General features: G+C 42.8%; 20 protein-coding genes. 11 read left to right on the top strand and 9 right to left on the bottom strand.

Going from position 1 to position 26,931, the window contains the following annotated elements; genetic code table 11:
• Positions 1-4 precede the first annotated feature (4 nt).
• Positions 5-913, top strand: a complete 909-nt coding sequence (locus tag AC3A14_RS08210) for a sulfotransferase family protein (protein WP_318732419.1) — start codon at positions 5-7, stop codon at positions 911-913.
• Here the strand turns inward: AC3A14_RS08210 and AC3A14_RS08205 are convergent.
• On the bottom strand, positions 910-2,964 hold the full coding sequence (locus AC3A14_RS08205; RefSeq protein WP_318732420.1) for a DUF2264 domain-containing protein: 2,055 nt from the start codon (positions 2,962-2,964) through the stop codon (positions 910-912). The genes AC3A14_RS08210 and AC3A14_RS08205 overlap by 4 nt on opposite strands.
• A 72-nt stretch (positions 2,965-3,036) precedes the next feature.
• Between AC3A14_RS08205 and AC3A14_RS08200 the strand changes: the two genes are divergently transcribed.
• Both AC3A14_RS08200 and AC3A14_RS08195 read left to right on the top strand, forming a co-directional pair.
• Complete coding sequence (locus tag AC3A14_RS08200) at positions 3,037-4,035, top strand: glycosyltransferase (protein ID WP_318732421.1); 999 nt, start codon at positions 3,037-3,039, stop codon at positions 4,033-4,035.
• 16 nt (positions 4,036-4,051) lie between these two features.
• A complete protein-coding gene (locus AC3A14_RS08195) occupies positions 4,052-5,035 on the top strand; it encodes a glycosyltransferase (RefSeq protein ID WP_318732422.1) in 984 nt (327 codons plus the stop codon).
• 84 nt (positions 5,036-5,119) lie between these two features.
• On the opposite strand, the gene AC3A14_RS08190 is transcribed toward AC3A14_RS08195, so the two are convergent.
• The 4 genes from AC3A14_RS08190 to AC3A14_RS08175 form a co-directional block, all read right to left on the bottom strand.
• The gene (locus AC3A14_RS08190) at positions 5,120-6,103 is read right to left on the bottom strand and encodes a glycosyltransferase family 2 protein (protein WP_318732423.1); all 984 of its coding nucleotides are present in this window, start codon (positions 6,101-6,103) and stop codon (positions 5,120-5,122) included.
• Positions 6,104-6,180: 77 nt separating this feature from the next.
• On the bottom strand, positions 6,181-7,350 hold the full coding sequence (locus tag AC3A14_RS08185) for an aminotransferase class V-fold PLP-dependent enzyme (RefSeq protein WP_318732424.1): 1,170 nt from the start codon (positions 7,348-7,350) through the stop codon (positions 6,181-6,183).
• A gap of 21 nt (positions 7,351-7,371) precedes the next feature.
• Positions 7,372-9,021 carry a class I SAM-dependent methyltransferase gene (locus AC3A14_RS08180; protein ID WP_318732425.1) on the bottom strand — a complete coding sequence of 550 codons (1,650 nt, stop codon included), beginning with the start codon at positions 9,019-9,021 and terminating at the stop codon, positions 7,372-7,374.
• 16 nt (positions 9,022-9,037) lie between these two features.
• Positions 9,038-11,887: an ATP-binding protein gene (locus AC3A14_RS08175; RefSeq protein WP_318732426.1), complete on the bottom strand. Its 2,850-nt coding sequence runs from the start codon at positions 11,885-11,887 to the stop codon at positions 9,038-9,040.
• Between the two features lie 153 nt (positions 11,888-12,040).
• Here AC3A14_RS08175 and AC3A14_RS08170 point away from each other — a divergent pair, with 153 nt between their 5' ends.
• Positions 12,041-13,603, top strand: coding sequence for a TM0106 family RecB-like putative nuclease (locus AC3A14_RS08170; protein ID WP_318732428.1), 1,563 nt, complete (start codon positions 12,041-12,043; stop codon positions 13,601-13,603).
• Here AC3A14_RS08170 and AC3A14_RS08165 read toward each other — a convergent pair.
• A complete protein-coding gene (locus AC3A14_RS08165) occupies positions 13,487-13,993 on the bottom strand; it encodes a GNAT family N-acetyltransferase (protein WP_318701892.1) in 507 nt (168 codons plus the stop codon). The genes AC3A14_RS08170 and AC3A14_RS08165 overlap by 117 nt on opposite strands.
• A gap of 189 nt (positions 13,994-14,182) precedes the next feature.
• On the opposite strand from AC3A14_RS08165, the gene AC3A14_RS08160 reads away from it, so the two are divergent.
• From AC3A14_RS08160 to murJ, 5 genes are all read left to right on the top strand, one after another.
• A complete protein-coding gene (locus AC3A14_RS08160; RefSeq protein WP_318701893.1) occupies positions 14,183-14,506 on the top strand; it encodes a phasin family protein in 324 nt (107 codons plus the stop codon).
• 40 nt (positions 14,507-14,546) lie between these two features.
• Positions 14,547-15,095 (top strand): FKBP-type peptidyl-prolyl cis-trans isomerase, encoded by a 549-nt coding sequence (locus AC3A14_RS08155; RefSeq protein ID WP_318732430.1) that lies wholly within the window; start codon positions 14,547-14,549, stop codon positions 15,093-15,095.
• A gap of 170 nt (positions 15,096-15,265) precedes the next feature.
• On the top strand, positions 15,266-19,726 hold the full coding sequence (locus tag AC3A14_RS08150) for a pentapeptide repeat-containing protein (RefSeq protein WP_318732431.1): 4,461 nt from the start codon (positions 15,266-15,268) through the stop codon (positions 19,724-19,726).
• Positions 19,727-20,072: 346 nt separating this feature from the next.
• Entirely contained in the window at positions 20,073-21,020 is a 948-nt protein-coding gene (locus AC3A14_RS08145) for an RpnC/YadD family protein (RefSeq protein WP_318732432.1), read from the top strand.
• Positions 21,021-21,155: 135 nt separating this feature from the next.
• Positions 21,156-22,769, top strand: a complete 1,614-nt coding sequence (gene murJ, locus AC3A14_RS08140; RefSeq protein WP_318732433.1) for a murein biosynthesis integral membrane protein MurJ — start codon at positions 21,156-21,158, stop codon at positions 22,767-22,769.
• Between the two features lie 36 nt (positions 22,770-22,805).
• On the opposite strand, the gene AC3A14_RS08135 is transcribed toward murJ, so the two are convergent.
• The 3 genes from AC3A14_RS08135 to AC3A14_RS08125 all read right to left on the bottom strand — a co-directional run bounded on the left by AC3A14_RS08135 (position 22,806) and on the right by AC3A14_RS08125 (position 24,774).
• The gene (locus AC3A14_RS08135; RefSeq protein WP_318701898.1) at positions 22,806-23,894 is read right to left on the bottom strand and encodes a COG3415 family protein; all 1,089 of its coding nucleotides are present in this window, start codon (positions 23,892-23,894) and stop codon (positions 22,806-22,808) included.
• A 405-nt stretch (positions 23,895-24,299) separates the two neighbouring features.
• Entirely contained in the window at positions 24,300-24,581 is a 282-nt protein-coding gene (locus AC3A14_RS08130) for a type II toxin-antitoxin system RelE/ParE family toxin (protein ID WP_413038619.1), read from the bottom strand.
• Complete coding sequence (locus AC3A14_RS08125; protein ID WP_318732434.1) at positions 24,559-24,774, bottom strand: hypothetical protein; 216 nt, start codon at positions 24,772-24,774, stop codon at positions 24,559-24,561. Before AC3A14_RS08125 ends, AC3A14_RS08130 begins: the two co-directional genes overlap by 23 nt.
• 206 nt (positions 24,775-24,980) lie before the next feature.
• Between AC3A14_RS08125 and AC3A14_RS08120 the strand changes: the two genes are divergently transcribed.
• Positions 24,981-26,126, top strand: coding sequence for an AAA family ATPase (locus AC3A14_RS08120; RefSeq protein WP_318701901.1), 1,146 nt, complete (start codon positions 24,981-24,983; stop codon positions 26,124-26,126).
• Positions 26,119-26,880 carry a hypothetical protein gene (locus tag AC3A14_RS08115; protein WP_318732435.1) on the top strand — a complete coding sequence of 254 codons (762 nt, stop codon included), beginning with the start codon at positions 26,119-26,121 and terminating at the stop codon, positions 26,878-26,880. The genes AC3A14_RS08120 and AC3A14_RS08115 overlap by 8 nt, the downstream gene beginning before the upstream one ends.
• Positions 26,881-26,931: the final 51 nt, after the last annotated feature.

The following is a 26,931-nucleotide window of genomic DNA, read 5'->3' as shown; positions in this document are numbered from 1 at the left end:
AGCAATGACTATGCCCAATTTTCTACTTATCGGTGCGGCTAAATCAGGGACTAGCTCTGTTTACAGATATCTCTATGAACACCCTGAAATTTATATGAGCAAAAATAAAGAACCCAATTTTTTTGCTTATGAAGGATGGCAACCGGATTTCTGCGGCCCTGGAGATGCCGAAGCTACAACCAATGTCAAAACAGTCCCCTACTTAAAAGAGTATCAAGCTCTTTTTAAGAATATCAAAGATGAAAAATCAATTGGAGAAGCCTCGACTTTTTATCTTTATATTCCCGAAGCAGCAGCCCGGATTAAACACTATATTCCAGAGGTAAAGTTAATCGCTATTTTACGCCATCCTGTGGATCGAGCGTATTCTTTTTATTCCCACTTACGTCGAGACGGACGAGAGCCACTTAAAGATTTCCATCAAGCTTTTAAGGAAGAAGAACAGCGTAGAAAAAAACATTGGTCTCCTGTGTGGCGTTATCAAGATTTTGGTTTCTATGGTTTGCAACTGCAACGATATTTCGAGCAATTCGATCCCAAGCAAATTAAAGTTTATCTTTATGAAGATCTGCAAAAAGATGCTCAAAACATGATTAAAGATATTTTTCATTTTCTAGAAGTGGATGATACTTTCATACCTGATTTTTCGGTTCGCTACAATAAATCAGAAGTGCCCAAAAATAGGATTTTACATAGTTTTATTAGCAATCAGAATATTGTCAAGAGCCTCATTCGACCTTTGATTCCAGCAAAAATTCGTCAGCCGATGGCGGCAAAAGCCTACCGGAAAAATCTGGCGAGGCTGAAGCCACTGTCTCCAAAACTGCGACAAGAATTAATTCCCATCTTTGAAGCAGATATCTTAAAGCTACAAGATTTGATTGGGCGCGATCTGTCCCATTGGCTAGTCTAGTGTTGAACGATTTGACAAGTTTTTCCATCCCCCGAAACTCTAGCCATAATGATTTTACCCTCGATCGTCTTTCCATTAAGGGTAAGATTAAGGCGCTTGATTTTACCGAATTGCATCACGACTTGTTCGCCATCATAAAAGTGGAAGTTGATCAAGTCGTCAGCAATTTGAAAAGTATGGACGAGTTGCATCAATTGATCGATGCTCTCATGGCCGATTTTTCCATAAACCATATTGGCCAAATAAAAAGACTTTTGGTTTTGATTTTCAAAGCCTAAAGCGGGAACCACACTTGATTTATATCTAATATTATTCTCAATCTCCTTAGAGATTAAAGCGTGGGCTGGAAATTGGCGATCGTAGCCATACAAGTTGCGAATAAAACTGATTTTACCGTCTTTATAGGCGACTTCTGCACCTTCTGTTGAGATAATCTCTGGTACACCTTCATCAAACCCTAATGGATATCCTCCTTCTTTGAATTTCAAGGATTTCCGAGTTTTAATGTAATGGACATTAATCATAAAGTCATCTTTAACTAGAGTGTAAGTCCATGCCCAACCGAGGTTAGTATAGATTCGAGGTAACCAGTTAGTGGCCTCGCGTTTGACCATTCGCAATGGATATTTAGACGCAATAAAGTTGGGTTTGCAATAGAGGGGTTGAATCTGCGATCGCTGCACATATCTACCGCCATCAGAAAAGGTTAGAGCATTGTCACACAGAGAACTGTCACTATCGTATTTTTTTCTAATGGGGCCGATATCATAACCGAAGAGAGAAGAATAGGCAAAATTGGTATATTTGCTACTCAGCTCGGGATAACTATGATGAGATTTATGGTTCAGGAGCTGAACATGACCTGATGCGCGATCGCCTACAAGCAAATAACCGGCTGACTCAATGGAAATAGAAAAGCTGTCTCTATCAATAGCTAAAGGTTTCTCCTCAGCCTGCCAAAAAGGGTGAGATTCTGGCAGTAAGAGAAGGTTAAAGGCTTTTCCTAACCAGTAGGGAGAAGCTGCACAGGAGTAAAATTCTAGCAGCCTAGGAGAGTGACGGAGATATCCAGGAGTGAGAAGATTGTCCTCTGTCAAGACTTCCCCGTTCAAAAAGAATTGCAGCAAACGATTACAAATACTCTTGAGTTCCCCCAAATCTTGCTCTAAACCATCCAAATATAACCCCAACGCAATGGGAGCAAGATAGGCAAATCGATAGGTGACAGAGCGCCCAAAACACGGCACATTCCCTTCCCCAGAGAAGAAGTAGCGGAAGCTATGCATATACTCTCGCATCCTTTGGAGATGGAGTTGGGCAATCTCTGGATGGCGATCGCCATCTAAAATAACCCACATCAAAAAATAGTAATGGAATCCCCAGGCATTGTAATAATCAATTTGCTTCGTCTTTCCATCTCGATACCAACCCTCTCCAAGGTACATCTTTTTACAAATCTCTAGATTTTTAAAGATCTCTTTTTTAGAAAAAGACATCCCTAACCTTTCTAAAACGGTATTAATAATAACCTTAAATAAAAGCCAATTATTAGCATGGCCCTTAACCCGATTGCATTGCAACAAATAATCAGCCACCTGTTGTTTTTCTCTATCCGAATACTTATCCCAGATCTGAGCTTGTGAAAGATACAGAGACCATGCCAGAGATCCGCATTCCACAATATTCTGAGAAAAGTCACCTATCTGTCCCCAATATTCAGGATGTTGAGGATTTGTGCCTGCCAAAATTCCTTTATGATAAAAATCGACAACATCCAGAGTTTGATTGCCCACAGTAAGTTTCAAAGTCGGATGACTTTTGAGCAACGGCGCAGCCATAATCAAAGACCGAGAAAAACCTTCCAATTCATCAGCTACTAAACCATTAGTGCTATTGACTCCTGGAAGTTTAATCCTTGCTTTTCCCGGAGACGCATAAGCAAGAATTCCTTCAAGTAAACTTACCATCACTTCTTCCCAGTGTTCTCTAGTTAATCCAGTTACGGAAGCCGTTTGATAGTCGCATGGAGTTGTCCACTGGAAATTTTTCATAGTTCGAGGTACTTGTAGAAAGGCTGAACTCAGTATATAATATTGGGTGTGGTTCTAACTGATTGACTAGATATGCCACTTATTTCTGTCATTATTCCAGCTTACAATAGTGAAAAGACCATTGCTGAGACTGTTGAATCTGTTCTCAAACAAACTTTTGCCGATTTTGAGTTAATTGTCATTAATGATGGCTCAACAGATGGAACTCTCGAAGTGTTATCGAGGATACAAGATCCGAGACTAAAAGTTTTCTCCCATCCTAATGCTGGATCGAACCCTAGTCGGAATCGTGGTTTTGCACAGTCTTCTGGGGAATATATTGCCTTCCTAGATGCAGATGATTTGTGGACTCCAGACAAACTAGAAGCTCAACTCAATGCCTTACAAGAAAATCCTCAAGCTGCCGTTGCTCATAGTTGGTGCAATCTCATTGATGAATCGAGTAAATTTCTTTCTCGAGGAGGTTACTGCACAGCCAATGGTGATGTATATCCCCACCTTTTATTAGTTGATATTTTAGAGAATGGTTCTAACCCTCTAATTCGACGGGAAGCCTTAAATAAAGTTGGAGCATTTGACGAATCTCTACCGGCTGGACAGGATTGGGATTTATATTTACGGTTAGCGGCTCAATATCATTTCATTACAGTCGAGCGTCCACAGATTTCGTATCGAGTTTCAAGTCATTCTCTCTCCTCGAACGTCGTGAAACTTGAATCAGGATGCTTGCAAGTGATTACTAAAGCTTTCAATCAAGCTCCAGATATTTTGCAATATTTAAAGCCCTATACTCTGGGCAATTTGTATAATTATCTAATTTATAAAGCCCTATCGGGTTATCCGGATAGAAAGAAAGCCTTTAATGCCTTAAGATTTACTTTTATCTTTGCCAGATATCAACCCAGTTTTATGCAGAAAAAACTATTCTGGAAAATCGGATTAAGAATGGCTATTGTAGGTCTACTTCCGCCCCAAAAAGCCTTGGCTTTACTCGACAAAATAGGGAGATTTTGTAACATCAATAGTTTGCTTCAATATATTATCAACGACCCAAGTAAGATCGTCTCATAGTGGAGAATATTTAAATATGCCCCTTATTTCAGTTATAATTCCTGTGTACAATGGCGAAAAAACAATTAGAGAAACTATTAAATCTGTCCTCAATCAAACGTTTCAAGACTTTGAAGTAATTATTATTAATGATGGCTCCCAGGATACAACCTTAGAGGTAATTAATAGTATTCAGGATTTTCGATTAAATGTATTTTCTTATCCTAATGGGGGTCAAGGAGCTAGTCGTAATCGTGGATTATCTCATGCTTCTGGACAGTATATTGCATTTTTAGATGCTGATGATTTGTGGACTCATGATAAACTGGAGAAACAGCTCCAAGCTTTAGAACAAAATCCTGAAGCTGTATTAGCTTATAGCTGGACTAATTATATTGATGAATCTAGCAAATTTCTATACCGGGGAGCCTCTATTACAGTAAATGGTGATGCTTATCCACGGCTTTTACTAACTGATTTTTTAGAAAATGGCTCTAATCCTTTAATTCGTCGAGAAACGTTATTGGAGATAGGGAATTTTGATGAATCTTTACCTCCTGCTGAAGATTGGGATTTATGGCTCAGAATAGCATCTCGCTATCACTTTGTCACAGTAGCTAAACCACAAATTTTATATCGCATCTCTGCTACTTCAAGTTCTTCTAATGTTGCCAAAATGGAATCCTCTTCCTTGAAAGTGATCGAGCGAGCATTTGAGCAAGCACCAGAATCTCTACAGTATCTTAAACGAGATACTCTGGCTAATACTTACAAGTATCTTACCTATAAGTCACTTTTTGGAATACCCGATCGCTCGAGAGGTTTTATCGCTACTAGGTTTATTTTATTCGCAATTTATTATGATTACTCTCTTTTAAGAAAGCGAGTTTTATTGAAAGTTTTCCTGAAGATTGCCATTTCAGTTATTCTACCTCACCAATCGGCCCAAAAACTAATCACAAAAATCAACCGACTAAATAATGTTTATACTTTAATGGGAACTTGCAGGAGTGAGCCATAAATCTGGCAGTAAACTGTTTTTATTTACTCTAGATTAAACCTGCATAACTTTGACTAGCTAATCAGAATGGTCATCACTTAAAAGCTATGGAGTTTTCTGACCAAATCTATTCTTCAAACTTTTAATGATTGGGCGAGAAAAATTCGTCGGTAAAACAGAAAAAATAATCATTTTAAATATAATAATTGAAATTAATTTTTTTCTCTTGTGCAACCAGGAGGGATCGTAACGGATAGCCTGGATAAAAAAAGTCACTGCTGCCTGGCCTTTTCTGGGCTCTGGATATCCATCTAATGCTTTGGTTGTTAGATATCTATATTGCTCTGCGAAAACTTGCGATTTAAGATCCTTGCTTAAATGTCTAGAAGTATTATTACAAGTTTTTTCAATCACTTGCAAGATACATTGTTCCATCTTCAAAACCTGAGAAGACATTGAAGTGGAAGATGAAGAGACTCGATATAAAATTTGAGGTAAAGGTACGCAGACAAACTGATAACTCTCAGCCAACCGTAACCACATATCCCAATCTTCTACTGCATCAAGGGACTCATCAAAATTTCCGACTCTCGCCAGTGCTTTAGTTTTAACTAACAGGTTAGACCCACTCTGGATAAAGTTGATTCTAAGAAGCTGAAGAAATACGTCACCATTAGCATTAATGCGACAGCCAGAACGCAAAAACTTCCCATTTTCATTAACGAAGTTCGTCCAGCTATAGGCCACACTAGCCCAAGAATTGCTTTGCAAGGCTTTTAACTGTTCTTCAAGTTTATGCTCCGTCCACATATCATCGGCATCAATAAAAGAAATATATTCTCCCTTAGCATTAGTAATTCCTCGGTTTCTGGCCGCTGACAGTCCGGAATTTTCGGAGGAAAAAACATTTAATCTCCGATCTTTAAAAGTTGATATAATCTCCAAAGTTGAATCATTAGAACCATCATTAATTACAACAATTTCAAAATCTTCAAATGTTTGATTGAGAATAGATTGAATGGTCTCTTTGATGGTTTCTTCGCCATTGTAAACTGGAATTACAACCGAAATTTTTGGAGTCTGTGTCATGGCACTTAAAATCTTGATTGAAATGGCATTTGAGAAGACTCAGAAACATGATGGGCTATGGTGTCGAAAGCGTGAATTTAGCTGATGGATGTACAACGGTGGACGATCGCCTCCACCAGTCGCTCGATTTCCCGAACTTCGGTAAAATAGTGAACACAAGCACGAATACAGTTGGGATGGCGGATGGTTCTCACCATAAGGTTTTGCGCTTCTAAAGCATTGACAAGTTGCTCGTGTTTGCCGCTTTCGAGTTGGAATGAAACTAAACCCGATTGTGGTTTAGTTGCTTGCAGTCGATGAACTTGGGGGATGTCTCCCAACTTGTCCCAAAGTATAGCACTGAGTTTACAGATGCGATCGTATCGCTGTTCAATCGTTCCCCAAGATTGATGAAAGGAAATGGCTTCTCGCAGTCCTGCAAGTAAAGGATAGGCAGAGGTGGCGACTTCATAGCGCTGGCCATCGGGTTTCCATCCTTTGGGTTGTCCGGTCATGGTCGTCAGAATGCCACGCCAACCAATATAGGTGGGATGCAAGGTTTCTAAGGCTTCGGGACGCACGTATAAGCCACCTAACCCTTCCGGACCGCACCACCATTTATGACCGGTAAAAGCATAAAAGTCAATGCCATCGTCGGTTAAGGTGAGGGGTAAAGAGCCGACCGATTGGGCAGCATCGACTAGGATTTGAGTGTTGGGGTTTTGCGATCGCACTTGCTCCACAATTTCTTTTTGCCGTAGAACTTGACCCGTATTCCAGAGGATATGGCTGATAATCACCAATTTAGTGTTGGGTTGGACTCGACTGGCGATCGCCTCTACCGGGTTGCCTTCGTTTAAAGTTTCTAAAATCGGACAAGTAGAAAGCTGAACGCCAAACCGACGACTAATTTCCTGTACTGTAGCAATAATACTGGGATGTTCGCAGTCGGTTAATAAGAGTCCATCTCCAGCTTGCCAGGGAATTCCCCATAGGGCAATATTACATCCCGCAGACACATTTTCGGTGAGGCTAATCGTGCTGGGAGAAACCTTAAGTTCAGCAGCAATAACTTCCCGTGTTTGCTGCAATTCCTCAGTCACCCAATCCTTGGCACTCTGGGAAAAGGGGCCTAGATTTTGAATGTGGCGATAAGAATTGAAAATAGCTTGCAGTGCTAATTCCGGGAGAGGCCCTTGACCTCCATAATTAAAATACATTTTATTCTTCAGAGCAGTAAGTTGTTGCCGGTGTTGAGTGAGATTCATAGATGAATTGATTTTCTGCGCCTACTTTGATAATAGGGTAGCCAGGAGCCGATCGCAAACGGTATGGATTTCTCCTTCAGAATCGATGATTTTAATTTGCAGCCGATAATGCTCTGCATTGCTGAGGCGATCGCGCTCTAGTTGAATTTCTTCTTGTTGATAACATTCGGCAATCCACCCACTATAAATATAATTGGTTTTTCCCCAATATTGGGCGACATCGGGACGCACACAAGTGGGTAAACATCGCTGTTTGAGTGTGCCATTGAGGAAAATTTGGATCTCTTCAATGGTGATATCAGAATCCAAGACAACAACCCATCCTTCCAATTCTAAAATCACACCTTTGGAATTGGGAGCCGGTTTAAGGGTGGCACGGTCGAGATTGGCTTGAATATTATTAGACCAAATATTATCTAAGATTTTAGCGCGCCACCAATTCGATTGAGATTGAATCACCTGTTTCCAAGAGGTTTCGGCCACACATTGGGTAGGGATTCCCTCTGGTAATAAGGTTTTCATCCAGTTTAAGACAATAATTCGTTCTGTCTGGCGATCGCTCACCGCCTTAATCATAATCACTGCTGTTTCTAAATCCACCTCTTCCGGTAGACTAAACACACACGACCAGCCTGATTTTTCCGTCCATTGGGGATCGATTCCCAAAACTTGCGCTGCTTTCTGGGAAGGAGCGGAAGGAATACATCTTTGTAGTAATCGGTTAACCTGTTTCCCTTTACACCAGACTTGAATTTCTGCTACTCCATGATCCGGTTGTACGATCGCACTCCATCCCCGCAGAAAAAATCGCCCCCTATCATCCATAAAATAGTCTTCTAGAGCGCCTTTAGGAGTAAAGTCAATTTTTAAATCAGAAAAATCGCAATTGGGGGTTTTAACCACCACATATAAATCCTGGAGTGTAAATGCTCTCGGAAAGCGAGTATAAGAAACTTCATTCCCCATAGAAGTGGCGATCGCCCTTTTAACAAAATCCTCCGTTACCCAACTTGAACCATATTCTGCCCGATCTAGAGATTGACTCTCGCTTTGCTCCACAAATAAAATCCCGGATTCTGGCATTGTATAGCCTGGAGGTTGGACGGCTCGATCGTGAACACTAAAGAGCAATAACCCACCGGGTAGGAGTAAATCATATAAGCGACTTAACCATTGTCCAAACCGATTTTCTGGCAAATGGCTAAACAAAGAATAAACCAAAATACAATTAAATTTTTCGTCACAGTGATAACTCTTTGGATCGACCACAGAATCAATCCCGTGAACGCCTAATTCTTGGCTAACAAAATCAACTGCATTCGTATAAATATCTGAAGCCCAAACTTTATCAGGAGCAAGTTTTTCCACCCAGAATCGAGTTAATCGCCCATACCCACAGGCAAACTCTAAAAAACGGTCTATATTCGTCCAACTCTTCTGATGCCATGCGATCGCCCGATCTACCCGATCCACAATCTCCTGTGCCGATTTAAAATAGGCTAAAACTGCCTGCTCTTCTTTTCCTTGATAACTCTGTGCATCCAGTAAAAAAAGTAGCATCTCATCTTGGGGATGAATCCGAGTATTCAGAGACGAACGTCCCGGTAATCCATCGGCCAAGTATTCCCGAACTAAAGTATAGGTAAATGCATCAATCGTTTGATCGTTCATTGATCCAACACTCGACTTATTGTTTCTGTTGTTCTAACACAGATTTAACTTGATTAAATTCTAATTCAATTTGGGCAATTCTCTGACCGATTTGTACCAAACTCGCGGTTTTAGCTTCTGCTTCTAAATCTCGACATAAATTAGCCAAAGCATTCGCACCAAATGTTCGAGAGCTACCCTTGAGCGTATGAGCTTTAATGGTTAATATTTCTGTGTCTTGGGTTTCGGCAGACCTCTTCATTTCTTCCAATATTTTTGGCACATCTCCCAAGAACTGATCGATTAAATCGGTGAAAAATTCTGGATCGTCATCACTTTCTAACTCATCCCGTAGGCGATTAAAAATCTGCCAATCTAAACTTTCTTCTCTTCCAGGGTTAATTGATAAATTCAACTTCACTGGAGCCGATACAGTATGCAGTTCTTTTAATTTAGTTTTGGCCCTTTCTAGAGCAGCTTGCAGTGCTTCTACTTTCACCGGTTTACTCACATAATCATCCATCCCTGCTTCTAGACATTGCCACTGATTTCCATCGGCGGCTCCGGCAGTCATCGCGATAATATGAGGGCGCTGAGAACTCTGCCAAGTTTGACAGATATATCGAGTGGCTTCTAAGCCATCCATTTCTGGCATTTGCACATCCATTAAAATGATATGATAAACTCGTCTTTGCAATGCCTCAATCACTTCTAAGCCATTACTGACCACATCAACTCGATAGCCCAAACGGTCTAACATTTTAATCGCAACTTTTTGATTGACACTATTATCTTCAGCCAGGAGAATACGCAGAGAATAAATCGAGGAATCTTCACGATGATTTTCTTGATTTGCAGGTGGGGAACCTATACTTAAAAGTTCCGATTCACTCACAGGAGACGGTGACAATTGGGGTTGATGAGTATTTTCTGAATCCTCTGCCTGATGGCTATCCGGCGGATTGGGAATCCATTCTGTTGTTGGTGAATGGGTTTCCACTGTCCGTCCAGCACAAAGACCCATTAAAATTCGGTAGAGTTGGGAGAGTTTAATGGGTTTAGAGAGGGTGGAATCAAATTTTTCTTGGCAGGACTTGTTTACCGTGCCGCTAAAGGCGAGTAAAATTAAAGGTAGAGAGTCGCGATCGCAGTATTGGCGAATCCGATCGACTAAATCCTCTAAGGATTCATCCCCAGGTAGCGCTCCAATAATTCCCACATCAAAGGGGATAGAGCGTTTCATCCAGTTGGTAACCTCTTCTGGTGTACTCAACTCTAAACTATTCATCCCCCATCTTTGGGCGTGATCTTTGAGAATTTTGCGATTCGTAGCCGATCGATCGACAATGAAAATCCTTTTTTCTCGTAACTGGGGCTGGCTATTGCGTAAATGAATTGGAATCGGCGATCGCGCCCCTTCAGCGACAATGGTAAAATGAAACGCTGCACCTTCTCCCTCTTCACTCTCCACCCACATTTTACCGCCCATTAATTCACTTAATCGCTTGCAAATCGATAATCCTAAACCCGTTCCTCCATAGCGACGAGTGGTGGAGGTATCCACCTGGGAAAAAGACTGAAAGAGCTTATTTTGCAAATGCTTGGGAATGCCAATGCCTGTATCTTGAACTGTAAATTGAACTTCATAAGAGACGGCCTGTTCCGGATGAGGAAGGGGACTCAGAGAACCTCCAAGAAGCGTTGATTTGATCGTTACCGAAACTTCCCCTTCTTTGGTGAATTTAATTCCATTACCAATTAAATTCACCAGGATTTGCCGCAACCGGGTAATATCCCCAATCAAGCCATGGGGGGTTTGGGCATCGATTTCATAGGCTAAATTCAGACCTTTTTCAGAGGCATGGGCACTTAATAAATCTAAGGACTCTTCCACACATTCATAGAGGTCAAAGGGTTGAGTTTCTAATTCGAGTTTACCCGCTTCAATTTTAGAGAAATCTAAAATATCATTAATAATCGTCAATAAAGATTGACCGCTACTGCGGATAGTTTCTACATATTCTAATTGTTCTTCATCAAGTTCCGTATCAAATAACAAGCCGCTCATGCCTAATACACCATTCATCGGAGTACGGATTTCATGACTCATAACGGCTAAAAAGTCAGATTTAAGCCGGGTGGCGGATTGGGCTTCTTGCAATGCTATATCGAGGGCCTTATTTTTGGCCTTGAGTTCATGGGTAATCTGGGTTTTTTCCTGTTCGACTAATTTGAGTGCTTTAATATAATCTCGGATTTGGTGAAGTCCGGGATAAAAAATTAAGGCTCCTTCTAGGAAAAGAACAACTAAGGTTAATCCAAATAGGGCGAGTTGAACTTGGCCAGCCGTATGTAAATAAATAGGAGTGCGATCGTATTCTTGGGTGAAGAGTGCCTGAATCTGGCGATCGCAACTTTCCCCTTGCTGCCATAACTGTTCCTCAGACACATTAGAGGTGGCTTCTACACTCAACAGACCTTCTGTCAAGCTCCACATCTTCCCATAACACTCCTCTATCCCTTCCCAGCTTGCCTGTAAACTCTTAATGGATAACCCAAGCTCTAACTGTTCTTGTCTGAGTTTCTCGTAAAGACTTTTCCATTGTTGACGAACCCGAACTAAATCCTCCACTTCAGGGACTCGATCTGAAACTCTAGACTCCTGAGTAACAGCAACTGCTTCTTCTGTAACCGTTGTCGTTAAGCGACGATAATTCTCCATTAACTCCAAAAACCGGCTAGAGCGAATCCGTTGCTTGAGGGTGCGCTGAATCAAGATTTGACTGGACATCGACAATAGAGCCACAATCCCCAAAGATGCTAAGGAGAGAATGGCTAAACGCCGAATCGAAGGGCGAGAAATTTCCGAGCGTGAAGAATCATCCATGTTGGGATTCAAGAGATTTCAGGGTTAACCTAGGGCAATCTTTCAAGATCGAGGGACAATAGAAAGGAACTCTACCATGGGAGAACTCGATCCAACTGAGTCGTATCTTCACCCCTTCCCACAATATGACAGGTTTTTGTTAGTCTAATCATCATGCTGCTGACTGCCCAATTATTACTAGATTACCAACGCTGTCATCGTCGAGCGTTTCTGGATATGTACGGAGACGATCGCCAACGAGACCCTCCGAGTGACTATCTGTTGAAATTAAGACAGGATAGTTCCGCCTACCAAAAAACGATCCTTGCCCATCATTCCTATGATAAACCAAAGTATACCCACGGCAATTGGCAAGAAGGTGCTTTAGCGACTCTAGCCCTCATGCAAGAAGGGGTAGAGACTATCTATCATGGGGTTCTTTGGCTTGGGGAAATGGATTTAGAGTTTCTGGATCTGCCCCACTTTCTGCCTCAGCATTGGGCAAAATTCTCTTGTCTGAGTCATCCGACCTTATGGGTAAAAACCCCTGGAGAGTCGAAATTTGGCCCCTGGAAATATACTCCGGTGGATATAAAATGGGGCAAACGTCCCAAGCGAGAATATCAAATGGTCTCGGTATTCCATGCTTGGATTTTAAGTCAGATCCAAGGAGAATGGCCAGATAAAGGAGAATTGGTGTTAAGGGAGCGATCGCCCTATACAGTAGATTTAGTGCGTCTTTGGCCAGACTTCCAAAGTCTGTTGACCGAAATGCTGACGATGCTCCTAGAGTCGGATGAACCGGAAGTGTTTATCAGTCGGCAAAAATGCAGCCTCTGTCAATGGTTAACTGGTTGTCATCAAGTGGCTCAACAACAAAACCATCTCTCTTTGATTCCGGGAATTACGCCTAAACGCTATGAACGCCTCCAGGAATTGGGGTTAACGTCTCTAGAATCCTTAACCCCTGAACAGTTGCCCGATTTAGCACCAGAATTTGGACAGCAGGTAAGTGTACAAATTATTCGCCAAGCTCAATCGAGTTTAGAACAACGGGCGATCGCTCTCCATCCCTGGACTCCAGAAGATTTTCCCATTACTCCCGTTGAACTCTATTTTGATATTGAAACAGAACCCGACTTAAATCTAGAATATCTGTTGGGGGTGTTGGTTATCGATCGCACGGCGCAACGCTCCCGATTTTATCCCTTTTTAGCGCGATCGCCAGATGACCAAGAACAAATGTGGCAAGCGTTTCTGGAGTTGGTCAATCGCTATCACCCGATGCCCATTTTCCATTTTTGCGAATATGAAATCAAAGCCGTCAACACCTTAGGGCAACGCTTTGGTACACCCGCATCGGAATTAAAACCCCTGATCCGTCGGTTTGTGGATATCCACGAACGGGTAACCCGCTTTGTCACCCTACCCATTGAAAGTTATGCTCTCAAAACCATTGCCCGATGGATGGCATTTGAATGGCGAGATGAGAATGCGAGCGGAGCGCAAACCGTCTATTGGTATGACCAATGGCTCAAAAGTGGCGATCGCCGCTTCTTAGACCGGATTATTTGCTATAACGAAGACGACTGCCGAGCAACCTACCATGTCAAAGAATGGTTAGTATCCTTCCTCCAACAAATGCCGGCCCCAAATCAACAAATCCCGCTTCAGTCCGTCCATATTGGCGATTTCGGGCAAATGACCCCAACAGTTAAATCCCTGTTTCTCGAATAGGGATATACTGGGTTCATTGTGGGAGAAAATTAAGGCCACTAAGCTCGTTACTCCCAAACCCGGTCCAGAGGCGATCGCCTGAGTCAACAACTCCCGGCCAATCCCTTTACGGTGAAACCCCGGATCGATATAAATACTCACTTCTGCTGTAGCTTGATAGGCAGGACGACCATTTAAGAAATCATTCAAACTCAGCCACCCCACGATCTGGTCATTGATTTCCTTAACCCAAAGGGGTCGAGAGTGAGGAGAATGGTCTTGATACCAAGGCAGACGACTTTCAACGGAAATCGGTCGCAGATCTGCCGTAGCCAAACGACAAGGAACAGAAGCATTATAAATTTCAACTATTTTCGTTAGATCGGCTTCACGAGAATATCTGATGGTCATGCCAAACAAGAATTGATATGAAATCCTTAAAGGTTTACTACGATTGAAGACAAGTGGAATGAGCAGTATAACCGATGGAGGGAAGTTCAAGGTTAAGATCAATACAGAATTAAATCCCATGGGTCAGATCCAGACAACATCTAGGAACTGACCCCCGTGTCAAACCATTCAATCCAACAACCCAACCCTATGGATAACAATAATTTGATTAATCAATTGCTCATGCTTGGAGTCGGAACAACCTCCATTGTCGCTGAAAAGCTCAAAGAAGCCAGTGAAGAATGGGTGAAAAACGGCACGATCGACCCAGATCAGGCCAAAGACATGATGGATGACTTGGTAGATCAGCTCAAAACCGAGCAAGGCAGCTTCGATGAACACTTGCAACGCCAACTGCGGAATTTATTGATGGATTGGGGAGTTCCTCGTCAGTCCGAGATGGATGAGTTGCGTGGAAGGCTAGACCGATTGGAGCGACAAGTGCGAGACTTGGAAAATAAACTGTGGCGTTAATGACGCTATTGAATCGACGATCGCATTGAGGAAAAGTTACGTGAAAGAAATTTGGATTACCTTTGGGGTGATGGTGACCTGTGCCGTGATTTTGGTCGCCGCACAATTATTTGGTTCGCCCAGTGAGGCTAATGCTGCTAAGGTATCAGAGGCTTCCCCTGCGGAAATCACTCAAGTGACCAATCAAGGAGCAACTCAACTGATGGCTAGTGCCGAAAATAGCAGTGAAAATTTAGCCCCAGCAGAAGCAACGATGACCCCATCGGGTCTCAAGTATGTTGATCTGGTGGTGGGAGAAGGAAAAAGCCCAGAAAAAGGCAATAAAGTGACGGTTCACTATACGGGAACCTTAGAAGAAAATGGGAAAAAATTCGATAGTTCCCGCGATCGTAATCGCCCCTTTACCTTTACCATTGGCGTTGGCCAAGTGATCAAAGGCTGGGATGAGGGCGTAATGTCCATGAAAGTCGGCGGACGCAGAACACTCACCATTCCCCCAAATTTAGGCTATGGCGAAAGAGGGGCAGGTGGTGTCATCCCCCCCAATGCGACCTTAGTTTTTGATGTGGAACTCTTGGACGTTAAATAACTCCCGTCCCTATGGACTCTATTCAGGGCAAGGTGAGTTGAGGAAACAGCTTCCTTTTCTCTTGCCCTATCCACCCATTCCCCCACCTTCCTTGGGCTTACTCACCCAACTGGCTGCTAATCTAAATCGATTAAAATAAAAAGAGGAGATTCCAAGGGAAGAAAGCTGCCATGTCGGAACGGAAAAATACTGAAAATCCACGCCGTCGCCGCCGTCGCCGGAGTAGTCAGGAACCACAGAATCAGAACACTCAACCGAAGCGGAATCGCAGGTTTAGCAGCAGTCGCCCACCTGTCACCGAAGACCAACTGCAACCGGGGGCAAATTTATCGAGTGCGATTTTGAGCGATCGCAACCTAAAAGGAAAGAATTTACAAGGTGTTTCTTTGGCTTCTGCCGTTTTGCGAGGAGCAAACCTAGAAGATGTCGATTTGACCGGTTCCGATCTCAAGTGGACACACCTCCAAGACAGTCAAATTAATGAAAATACCCGCCTCGATCCAAAGTGGAAATTGGTTTGGGAATTGGTGAATTTGAGGAATGAAAATCGGGACTGTTCCAACACTGATTTGTCCTTCGCGAATTTAGACGAATCCGATTTACAAAGCATTAATTTTTCGAGTGCAAATTTATCCCAATGTCGCCTCAGTGATTCAAATTTGAGTGGAGCTAACTTTCAGGCGGCCAATTTGACTCAAGTTTTTAGCAGACAAGCAAATTTTAAATCGTCTAACTTTAACCAAGCCAAATTAAACCGGATCAATTGCGATCGCTGTGACTTTTCGGGGGCCAACTTTCGAGATGCCGATCTGTCCGAAGCATTCTTGGAAAGTTCTAATTTGAAAGGAGCAGACTTTCGGGGTGCAAATTTGAGCCGTACTCGTTTGGACAATTCTTGTTTGGAAGGGGTTGCGATCGACAATCGCACCCGTTTAGATGCGCGATATTTAGCGCTGTGGAAACTCTTTAACCCCATCCATGCGGACGGAAATTTGCAGGGATTGTGGTTCCAAAAGGGAGATCTTCGCGATCGCGACTTTCGAGGCTACAATTTCAGCCATGCCGTACTCGGAAAAACCGATCTCAGAAATTGCAATTTCAGCGATGCAAACCTCGAAAATGTCAGCCTGAACCGTGCTGATTTGCGCGGCGCTAATTTTCTCGGCGCGAACCTGACGGGAGCCGATCTGCGACTGAGTATTATTGATGAAAATACCCAACTCAATCCGCAAGGGAAATTGTTTTGGCAGTTAGCGAATCAAGACACTCAAAACTTGGAAATCCAGGGACAAGATTTGCCGGGATTAAAATTGATTGCCCTCGAATTAACCGATATTAACTTCAAGGGTGCTAATCTTAAAAATGGCAGTTTTAACAGCTCAACTTTAACTCGGATTGATTTTAGTCAAGCCGATCTAGAATCAGTAGACTTCACCGGGACAAAATTTGATTCGATTAATTTTTCAGGGGCAAACTTAACCGATGCCAAGATGTTCGAGGCAGATTTACATAACCTGAACTTGCAGGGAGCAACATGGATTAAAGTCTCTCTTTGTAAAGGTAATCTCAGTTGCCAAAATTTACAAAATCAGAATCTCAGCCAAGCCAATTTTCGAGAGGCAAATTTGAGCCACGCCGATTTATCGGGGGCTAATTTAAGCAAAGCTAACCTGAATCGCAGTAATCTCACAGGGGCTAATTTACAGGATGCTAATTTGGAAATGGCAGTCATTTCGGGAGCAATTTTAGAGGGGACGACGTGCGATCGCGCCAATTTTTCGCTCATCTCCTGTACTCAAGTGAATTTGAATCAAATCAGCTTACAAGATGCTAATTTCCAAGCCGTCAATTTGCCAGATGCGAACTTTAGCCAAGCCAACCTGTCGGGTGCGAATTGCGATCGCGCCAAACTCCCAAAAGGGAATTTTCGAGAGGCAATTTGTAACCGTGTTAATTTCCAAAATGCCGATTTAGCACATTCGGATTTTGGTCATTCAAGTCTGTGCGGTGTAGATCTTCGGGGTGCGAATCTGTGCGGAACGAATCTCGAAAATGTGGAGATCGATAACCAAACCCAATTCGATCGCACAGGACGGATTCTGTGGGAATTGCAAAACGAAGGGTATTCAGGACAAGATCTGCAAGGAATGGATTTGAGCGATCGGGATTTCCAAGGAGTTAACTGGGATGGAGTTAACTTAGAAAATGCCAATTTGAGCAACTGTAATTTTGCCGGAGCGAGCTTGGTTGGGGCAAACTTAAAAGGGACGGCTCTATCTAAAACCAACTTCGATCGCGCAGATTTGAGCCACGCCAATTTAGAGGAAATGAGGGGCGATCGGATTCTGTCATTTCGGCAAGCAAACCTCAGCCATGCTAATCTCCAACATCTCAATTTGTTGAATTTATCCGGTGCAAATCTCAGCCACGCAAACCTCACAGATGCCAACTTAGCGGGAGGAAATCTGAATGATGCCGATCTACGAGATTCCAATCTCAATCAAGCCAATTTAACCAGAACAGAAATCAATCAAAATACCCAACTCGATCCAAAATGGTGGTTGGTTTGGCAACTTCTCAATCAAGAAGATTTTGCAGCAGAATTGACAGATGCCGATCTGAGCGAAGCATACTTGGAAAGATGTCAGTTAAGCGGTGCAAATTTAACGGGTGTCAATTTCACTAATGCGAATTTAGAACAAGCCGATTTAAGTCATGCGAATTTAGACAATGTCAACTTAGAAGGCGCGAACCTGGAAGAAGCAAATTTGATTGGAACAGCGATTTCTGGAGCGTTAAATGTGAGCGATCGCGTCCGAGAACTGTGGGAGCTTGCCAACCCATCTTCGGATCGAAAGAATTACCAAAATGCTAATTTGGAAAATGCCAATTTTGCTGGGATGGATTTGCGAGAGTGCAATTTCAGTTATGCCAACCTGACAGCCGCAAATCTGGAAAATGCAAACTTAGAGAATACGAACCTGGAAGGGGCAAATTTAGAAGAAGCCAATCTAGAGAATGTCAATCTAAACGGCGCAAATTTAAAACAGCTTCAAGGCAACTATGCTAACTTTAACCGTGCCAGTTTTATCGGTGCAAATCTGAGTCATGCGGAATTTGACGATGCCAGCTTTTCTGAAGCCAATTTAGCTGGTGCAAACCTCAGTCATGCTACGTTTCACGGTGCCTATTTACATCGAGCCTGTCTGCGGGATGCGACACTCTGTCACGTCACTTTTGATTGGAGTGATGATGGAACGAATTTAGAATACGCAGATTTAGAAAATGCCGATTTGGAAGGGGCAAATTTATTGGGTTGTTATTTGAGTAATGCCAATCTACACAATATCAATTGGACAGGTGCAAACTTAGAAAATGTGCAGCTTCAAGAGGCGAATTTACAGGGTGCAGATTTGTCAAAAGTGGCGCAGTTTGTTGAGGTGGAATTGCGTGATGCCAATTTGCAGAATGCCAACTTCCAGGGATTAAATTTATATCGAATGATTTTGCAAGGTGTCAATCTCAGCGGCGTTGATTTACGAGAGGCTAATTTACAGGGAGCCAATTTTAAAGAGTGCCAGATTGATGATTCGACTCAGTGGGACGAAAAATGGCAGGTGATTTGGGAAATTGTCAATCAAAACCGTCGGGTTGACTTACAAGGACAAGATTTGGCAGGTGCATATTTGGTGGGGGTGGATTGGCACAGTGTTAATTTACAATCGACTAATTTGGCGGGGGCGATGTTACATCATGCCAATTTGGAAGGTGCTAATTTAGAGAATGCAAACTTGAATCGGGCGCATTTCGTACAAGCAAATTTGACGCAAGCGAACTTGAATGGTGCGGATTTACGAAATACCAATTTAACCCAGGCGAATTTAACCCAGGCGCAGTTATTGGGGGCGCAGTTGGAAGGGGCAAATTTGAGTTCTGCGAAAACGCGAGATGCCAATTTTGGCGATCGCACCTCTGCTTCCATTGAACAAATCATCCAAACTGTCCGAGAAGCGCGATCGCCCGATTTATTAGAACAGTTGAAATTAGCGGGTTTGAATCCAAAAACCGATTTAGCCGGACAAGATTTGAGCAGACTGCAATTAAACAATATCAATTTATCCGGTTTTGACTTGCGGAGGGCAAAATTGATTCAAGCAAATTTAAGTGATACTAATCTCAGTCAGTCAGACTTGACGGATGCGGATTTAACCGGAGCATTTTTAAGCCGAACCAATCTCGATCGCGCCAATGTTACCCGTACTAATTTCCAGGATGCTTCATTGCAAAATATCACCAAAATTTCGGAAGCAAACTTTACCAATGCCAATTTTTCTAAGGCATTAATCCAGAATGTTAACTTTCACAATAGCATGATGCGAAATGCGAATTTCACATCGGCTCGATTGTATATGAGTCGGTTTAGCACTGCCGATCTGACGGGGGCAGATTTACGCAAAATGCAGATGAATTCTGGAAGTTTAGGTTCTCCAAATCTGATGGATGCGGACTTGCGGGGGGCTAAGTTAGGGGTTTGTGGAAATAACATTAATTTAACTCGAACCAAAATTGATAAAAAGACTCAAACTGACGATCGATTTATGGCGCTCTGGAATCGCATGAATTCTAATTAAGGGACGAGGTAATAGGGAATAGGGAATAGGAAAAAACCGTTTCCAACTTTTCTTTACCCTATATTTAGGGCTTGACAAAATGAATATTGCTTTAACTTATTATATCAAGTCGGGTTAAACAGTTGTCATTGCGACCGAAGGTAAGCAATTGCCGAGACTTCCGAGATTGACCAGATTGGCGAGATTGCTTCATTCCGCTTCGCTCCATTCGCAATGACATAGTGTAACTGATTATTCGGATTTGATATTACCATTGGGTAATGAGTTATTGCAGGTGAATCAATAACCCACTCCTCCTGCCCAACCTACGAAGGTTGGCAATTACAATCTTTGAATCGGACTGGATATGACGCGCCAACCCCACGATCAATTTGCTAAACAATACCTCAAAGAACTCCTAGAACCCCTGGGAGAAGTCAATATTAGTCGGGAAATTCCGGGGGAAACTCTCTGGATTGACCTGATTTTTGAGCCAGCATCTGAACCACCAAATAACCCTCCAGCATTGGGTTTACTCTCTCAACTCGCTTCTACAACTTGTTTATTAGAACCTTATCGCAATTGTCCAACTAACCCAGAAATTCGGAACTGTATTCTCAAATTGTTCTATGTGCATGGAGAACTGCAACGACAAGCCAAACGCCAAAAGCAAACTCTTCAGGACAGTGAATTACCGAAACTCTGGATACTAACGCCAACCCTTTCTGAACGAGTCATCGAATTCTGCGGCGCTCGCTCTAACTTAGAACAGTGGTGTTCTGGAGTCTATTTACTACCTGAGCTAACCAAAACGGGGATAATTGCCATCAACCAACTGCCAGAAACCCCAGAAACGCTATGGTTGAGACTGTTGGGAAAAGGGGGAACTCAGAAAAGAGCCATTCAAGAGGTGGTTGAATTGCCCCCAGATCATCCTCACCAGCGCAATATTTTGGAACTGATTGGGATTTGGCAGATTAATGTAGAAACTAGAATAGACTTAAATCCAGAAGATCGGGAGTTAATTATGGAATTATCACCAGCTTACATAAAATGGCGCGAAGACACGATTCAACTCGGAATTGAGCAAGGAATTGAGCAAGGAATTCAACAGGGACTGGAGCAGTTGCGGCAAACTCAACGTTTAATGATGGAAACGTTGCTCAGGAATCGGTTTGGTTCTTTAGATGAGGAGTTAACTGCAATTGTAGATCGCTTGCTGGAATTATCTCCAGAAGAGGCGGTTTCGGTGAGTATGCAAAATTCCCGCGAGCAGTTGTTGGCACGGTTTAGTCAGCAAGGTGAAGGGGAATAGGGGAGATGGGGGAATGGGGAGATGGGGAGATGGGGGATAGGGGAATGGGAGATGGGGAGATCGCCTGTTCCCTATTCCCTATTCCCTATTCCCTATTACCCATTACCTCAATTGTTAATTGTTAATTATTAGATTGTGTCCAATTCTTCTAAATCATCTCGCTCTTTAGCGGGAATTGCGGGGTTAGTGGCGATCGCCACCTTAGTCAGTAAAGTCGCCGGTTTAGTCCGCCAACAGGCGATCGCGGCGGCTTTTGGCGTGGGACCGGCAGTAGATGCTTATACTTATGCCTATGTGATTCCCGGTTTTCTGCTCATCCTCCTAGGGGGGATTAATGGCCCGTTTCATAGTGCCATTGTCAGTGCTTTAGCCAAGCGCAAACCGGAAGAGGCTGCGCCGTTGGTGGAAACGATTACTACATTAATTAGCCTAATTTTACTGCCCGTGACCCTATTTCTGATGGTGGCAGCCGATCCCCTGATCCATTTGGTGGCTCCGGGACTGTTGCAAACGCCTGAAGGACTGGAGATTCATGCGATCGCCGTGGAACAACTGCGAATCATGGCTCCCCTGGCTCTCCTTGCCGGTTGGATTGGCATTGGGTTTGGCACATTGAATGCGGGCGATCGGTATTTTCTCCCCTCCATTAGTCCCCTGTTTTCCAGTTTGACCATTTTAGCCAGTTTAGGCGCTCTATTCCTGCAATTAGGCTCTGATATCATCAATCCTGAATATGCTCGCATCGGCGGTCAATTCCTGGCTTGGGGAACTCTCGGAGGTGCGGCGATCCAATGGTTCGCGCAACTGGTAGTGCAATGGCGATCGGGGTTGGGAACCCTGCGGCTCAGGTTTGAGTTTCGCCAACCGGGAGTCGGTCAAGTGTTGCGGGTTCTCGGCCCGGCAACCCTGTCTTCTGGCATGATGCAAATTAACGTTTACACTGACCTGTTTTTTGCCTCCTTCATCCCGCAAACCGCCTCAGCGTTGGGATATGCGGGATTATTGGTGCAAACGCCTCTGGGTATTCTCTCGAATATGCTCTTGGTTCCCTTGCTACCCGTATTTTCCCGGCTTACGGAACCGGAAAATTGGCCGGAACTGAAACAGCGCATCCGCCAAGGGATGATACTTACAGCGCTGACGATGTTACCGTTGGGGGGGTTAATGATTGCCCTCAGTGATGCGATCGTGCGGGTGGTTTACGAGCGCGGAGCCTTTAACCCGCAAGCTTCTCAGTTTGTCTCTAGTTTACTGGTTGCCTATGGCATCGGCATGTTTGTTTACTTAGGTCGAGATGTGTTGGTGCGTGTCTTTTATGCCCTCGGAGATGGTCAAACTCCATTTCGGATTAGCACGATCAGTATCGTGTTGAATGGGGTTTTAGATTATGTATTAATTCAGTCCTTTGGCGCACCCGGTTTAGTCTTAGCCACAGTTGGCGTTAACCTTTTTTCCATGGTGACGATGATTATTTTGCTAGATCGGAAAATTCAGGGTTTACGCTGGCAAGGATGGATGATTCCGATACTGAGTTTGACGGTGGTGAGTGCGATCGCCTCTGCGATCGCGTGGTTCATCAACGACACCTTAGAACAACTCTGGACAACCCCCAGTTTCCTCTTCCATCTCCTGCAACTCTCCATTTCCGGCTCCATCGGTTTAGGCATTTTCGCCCTCCTCTGCCTCCCCCTAAAATTACCGGAAACCGAAGCATTTATCGCTCGGATCAGACAAAAATTAGGACGGTAATATTTGGGTAGAGTGACAGACGAGGGATATGTACCGTTATCTATTCTTCGGATGAATTCCTCGGAATCCTGGCTTTAAGCTTTTAGTGAGTTTAGCCTCTGTAGGATAACGACCAGGAGAATAATTTTTGTAGTCATCTTTATTAATAAGAAAGACTCGCCTGTAGTAATATTCTTCCCCTTCCCAGTCCAAAAAAGGAGCGCCAACCTTTACCTCTGAATAACCTACAATAATCATATCGTCTCTTTTAACACAGGAGATGTCACGAGATAATCCTGCTCGCCATGGCATTGGTTCAGCCTCCCAGCAACGTACCCAGGGAAACTCATTAATATCTTGAAGCCAAACTAAGTCCTCTTCGTATTTGAGATAATCTTCCACGTTCTCTTCTCTAACTTGATGGCATTTTTCCATTTGTCTTACCAAGCTTTGTTTAGGTACTAATTTTCTTACTATAGGTTCTCTTGGAGTATCTAAATCATCAATGCTGGGATCTATTTTTATTGATGAAATAGATCCATCTATCTGACAATTGTGGATATTGGGGTAATCCCAGGTCTTAAGCGCTTGAGCTATACTTTCTTCAGCAGAATCTGTAAGGAAATGCATTCTTACATATCCTTTAATTGGAATACTAACCCTGTACATCTCTCTTTTCCCTTCCTCACTGTAAATATGTTCTGGTACATCGTACTTATTTTTAAGTACTCGTCGAATGGTTCGTTCGCTAGGAGGATCGACTTCTCCTAGCTTTGTAGCCCTTTCTTGTACTTTTAAGGCAATCTCTTTTATACTTATCCATCTTCCTTTGATCAGTTCCTCCATGTAAGTATCCTGAATAAATGCTTGCCACTCTTGAGAAATTCGATGCTTAGTTTTATCAGCTCTAGTGGTGGGAAAGAGGGCTGAAACTCCATTTTCTTTCCAGTCCTTCATCAATCGCTGCACAGTTCGCTTGGATTTACTGAGCTTCTGAGCAGCTTCCTCCAGCTTTTGCTTGTATGTCTTGCGATCATCGCAAGGCTCAGACAAAGACTGAACCACCTCTAGCCGAAGCTTTTCCTCATTGGACAATTGGTCATAGATCAGAGAATATATATCCTCTCTACTCATATGTTCTTCCATACTTTCATCTTCCTAAGTGGATTTGATCTTCAGTCTATAATATTCCAGATTATTCGTCAATATTTTTTTGAGAGTGGCAGATTAAGTGTCGCTATTGCTGTAAAGTAGCTGCATTCCTGAAAAAACATTGGGTACAGGTTGTTCCTATTGCCCAGTAAGAAGCTCTCAAAACATTACAGAGCAAGGGATACAGGGTTTATAGTGATGCCAAATAAGAGACAGACATGGTGTAAGAGCTTTCCAGCCGGAAAGCCGCTACAAGATATGACTGTGGATGCAATCGTCTAAATGTACGGAAATTCTGATGCCGCAGTTCCTCGTCCGGGTGGCTTCGGAACTATTGAGGTGAATGTCTATGCTCATCGGTTAATCAAATTTCCTCAAATCAGAGTCAGTTTTACTTAACTAATAAACTTCGTCATGACTGCCAATATCAATCAGGAAAATAACTTCTTCATCTCCATCTTCTTCATCAGAAATAGCAAAAATAATCCGGCAATCATAAGCCACGGAACATGACGATAATCCGTTTAAGCTGACCGTTAACTTATGAGATTTTAAGGAAGGAGTAAAGGGATCGGTAGCGATAATTTTTAATACCTCAATCGCCTTTGCTTGTAATTGAGGTTGTTTCTTGGCCAATTTCTTAAACACTCTCTTAAAGCTACTGCTCCAGACGATCTCCATCATCATCCTCAAGTAAATCAGCAATCAGATCGTCCACCGTTCCTCGTTTAGCGGTTCCTTGCTGAAATTCTTGCTTCAGCGTTTCAGCATGAGCCGCAATTTCTAAGTGTCGCTGTTCAATTCTCCGCTTGCGGATTAAGTCAAATAAATAATCTTGATCTTCAATGGAAAATTGTTCGATTGAATCAATCAATTCTTGTAATTTAATGGATTTAACGCAAATATTCGTAGTGGCGCTCTAAGCATTAATCTACCTCATCTTCAAGTCAATCATCAAGTCAATCATCAAGTCACAAAAGTTAAGATAATAAAGAACATGGCGTTAAATCGATAGATTTGGTAGAATTTTGAGTAAAATCAGAAATTTAACTAAAGACAAAGGAGAATCATCATCATTAAATGCTAGAAACGGTTAAGCTCTGTAATTTTAAAAGCCATCGCTCCACCGAATTGAAGTTCGATCATTCTCGACTTCATGCACTGGTAGGTCAAAATAGTTCAGGTAAAACTTCGATCTTACAAGCCTTACAGTATCTTGTTCGGCTGGGAACTTCCTCCTTTGCACAAATTTTTGAATATGAACAATCTCCTCAGTTTATAACGACTATTGGCGCAACTCAAATGTCAGTTACAGCTAGTGGTTTTTGGGGAGATCAAGATCGACGACAAGACTGGACAGTTTCCTATCAATGGAAAAAGGTGGAAAATCCTGAAAATCGTTGGTTACCGATGGCGTTATGGAAGATAGATGAAGGGCAAGAGGGCAAAATTGAGAAATGGTCAAGCTCATTAAGTGAAGCCGATTCTCCGATACCACAAGTTTTCAACTATCCGGTTTATTTGAAGCTAGTTGCTGCTAATTTAGCTAAACCTGCCTATAGTGATGATATTACTCCAAAAATGGCATTTGATGGCTCCAATTTTGCTCTAATTTTAGATTATCTACGTGATGAAACACCGGATCAATTTGAACGGTTGCAAAAACTCTTAAAACAAGTCGTTCCAGGAGTACAAAAGGTTGGACTAAGACGTAAAAATGTCATAGTCAATCGTCAGCGAGTCATAAACATTGACGGCAAATCAATTTCCTATAATGAAAGTCAAGATAGAGCAGGCAAAGAAGTTGTTTTAGATATGAATACGGGGGAGCGTATTCCCGCTCATGCCATTAGTGAAGGAACTTTGTTGGCTTTGGGGTTACTCACCGTTCTCATGTATCCGAAACAAGCCAACTTAGTGTTACTGGATGATATCGATCAGGGTTTGCATCCGAAGGCACAACGAGACTTTGTGAAAGTATTGCAGACAATTCTTAAAGAGAATCCTAACTTGCAAATCATTTTCTCGACTCACTCTCCTTACATTGTCGATGAATTAAAGCCTTCTCAAGTGCATGTGTTAAGTCAGATTAATTCTGGTTTTTCTTCTTGTAAACGGTTGGATGAACATCCAAATGTAGAATGGGCACAGCAGACTTTAACCACTGGAGAGTTTTGGGATGCTGAAGGAGAAGACTGGGTAGTGGCTGGAGAAATGCATGGTTGAATTTATTGTCATTGTTGAAGCGAGAGCCGATGCAGAGATAGGGACGAAATTAGCAGAGCGAGTTATCTTAGAAACGATTGAATGGTTGGATAGAGATCAGCTTCCCTACTATTTTCAATGGAGGGGATTAAAAGAGAATACGGAGTTTTCTTGCTGGAAAAATCTCAAAGTTATTATCGATTTTTTTAAACAAGATTTAGGTTATAAGCCACCCAGATTTCTAGGAGGGAAAGGAAGAACGTTGAAAACCGATGGTGCAGCAGCTAGGAAGGTTTTGAACTTAGTGCGTTTCCTGCAACGACAACGAGATATTCAAGCCGTTCTATTTATTCGCGATTTAGATCATCAACCGGAGAGAAGACAACATCTTGAGGATGTGCGTTCAGAGGAGATTAGCAAGAAACCCAAATTAGAGATTATTATTGGCACACCCGATCGCAATCGGGAAGCTTGGGTGCTGAATGGATTTATACCAGGCGATGAACAAGAAAGACAAGTGTTAGAGGATATGGCGCAAAAGCTGAGTTTCGATCCTTGTCTGGAAGCGCATAAATTGCGTTCACCTGAACCCCAAGAACTCAGAAATGCTAAGTCTGTTCTGGAAAAGCTCACGGGGAATGACTATTCACGGGAACAGCAATGTTGGGAAGCAACCGATCTAGAGGTGCTGCGAGAAAGGGGTGAGCAGACAGGATTAACACCCTATCTTCGTGAAATTGAAACAGGGCTGATTCCCATTGTTCTTGAGGGTTGACATCCTCCCCGGTCTAAAGACACGGGGATTCCTAAACCTCACAATTTAGGT

The sequence above is a fragment of the Roseofilum sp. genome (genome assembly GCF_982964205.1).
Note: the sequence above shows the minus strand (reverse complement) of the source record. Positions and strands in the feature narration are given on the sequence as shown.

Excerpts from the sequence above, each read along its gene's own strand:
- AC3A14_RS08210 (WP_318732419.1), top strand. The coding sequence starts at position 5 with ATGACTATGCCCAATTTTCTACTTATCGGTGCGGCTAAATCAGGGACT.
- AC3A14_RS08205 (WP_318732420.1), bottom strand. The coding sequence starts at position 2,964 with ATGAAAAATTTCCAGTGGACAACTCCATGCGACTATCAAACGGCTTCC.
- AC3A14_RS08200 (WP_318732421.1), top strand. The coding sequence starts at position 3,037 with ATGCCACTTATTTCTGTCATTATTCCAGCTTACAATAGTGAAAAGACC.
- AC3A14_RS08195 (WP_318732422.1), top strand. The coding sequence starts at position 4,052 with ATGCCCCTTATTTCAGTTATAATTCCTGTGTACAATGGCGAAAAAACA.
- AC3A14_RS08190 (WP_318732423.1), bottom strand. The coding sequence starts at position 6,103 with ATGACACAGACTCCAAAAATTTCGGTTGTAATTCCAGTTTACAATGGC.
- AC3A14_RS08185 (WP_318732424.1), bottom strand. The coding sequence starts at position 7,350 with ATGAATCTCACTCAACACCGGCAACAACTTACTGCTCTGAAGAATAAA.
- AC3A14_RS08180 (WP_318732425.1), bottom strand. The coding sequence starts at position 9,021 with ATGAACGATCAAACGATTGATGCATTTACCTATACTTTAGTTCGGGAA.
- AC3A14_RS08175 (WP_318732426.1), bottom strand. The coding sequence starts at position 11,887 with ATGGATGATTCTTCACGCTCGGAAATTTCTCGCCCTTCGATTCGGCGT.
- AC3A14_RS08170 (WP_318732428.1), top strand. The coding sequence starts at position 12,041 with ATGCTGCTGACTGCCCAATTATTACTAGATTACCAACGCTGTCATCGT.
- AC3A14_RS08165 (WP_318701892.1), bottom strand. The coding sequence starts at position 13,993 with ATGACCATCAGATATTCTCGTGAAGCCGATCTAACGAAAATAGTTGAA.
- AC3A14_RS08160 (WP_318701893.1), top strand. The coding sequence starts at position 14,183 with ATGGATAACAATAATTTGATTAATCAATTGCTCATGCTTGGAGTCGGA.
- AC3A14_RS08150 (WP_318732431.1), top strand. The coding sequence starts at position 15,266 with ATGTCGGAACGGAAAAATACTGAAAATCCACGCCGTCGCCGCCGTCGC.
- AC3A14_RS08145 (WP_318732432.1), top strand. The coding sequence starts at position 20,073 with ATGACGCGCCAACCCCACGATCAATTTGCTAAACAATACCTCAAAGAA.
- AC3A14_RS08135 (WP_318701898.1), bottom strand. The coding sequence starts at position 23,894 with ATGGAAGAACATATGAGTAGAGAGGATATATATTCTCTGATCTATGAC.
- AC3A14_RS08130 (WP_413038619.1), bottom strand. The coding sequence starts at position 24,581 with ATGGAGATCGTCTGGAGCAGTAGCTTTAAGAGAGTGTTTAAGAAATTG.
- AC3A14_RS08120 (WP_318701901.1), top strand. The coding sequence starts at position 24,981 with ATGCTAGAAACGGTTAAGCTCTGTAATTTTAAAAGCCATCGCTCCACC.
- AC3A14_RS08115 (WP_318732435.1), top strand. The coding sequence starts at position 26,119 with ATGGTTGAATTTATTGTCATTGTTGAAGCGAGAGCCGATGCAGAGATA.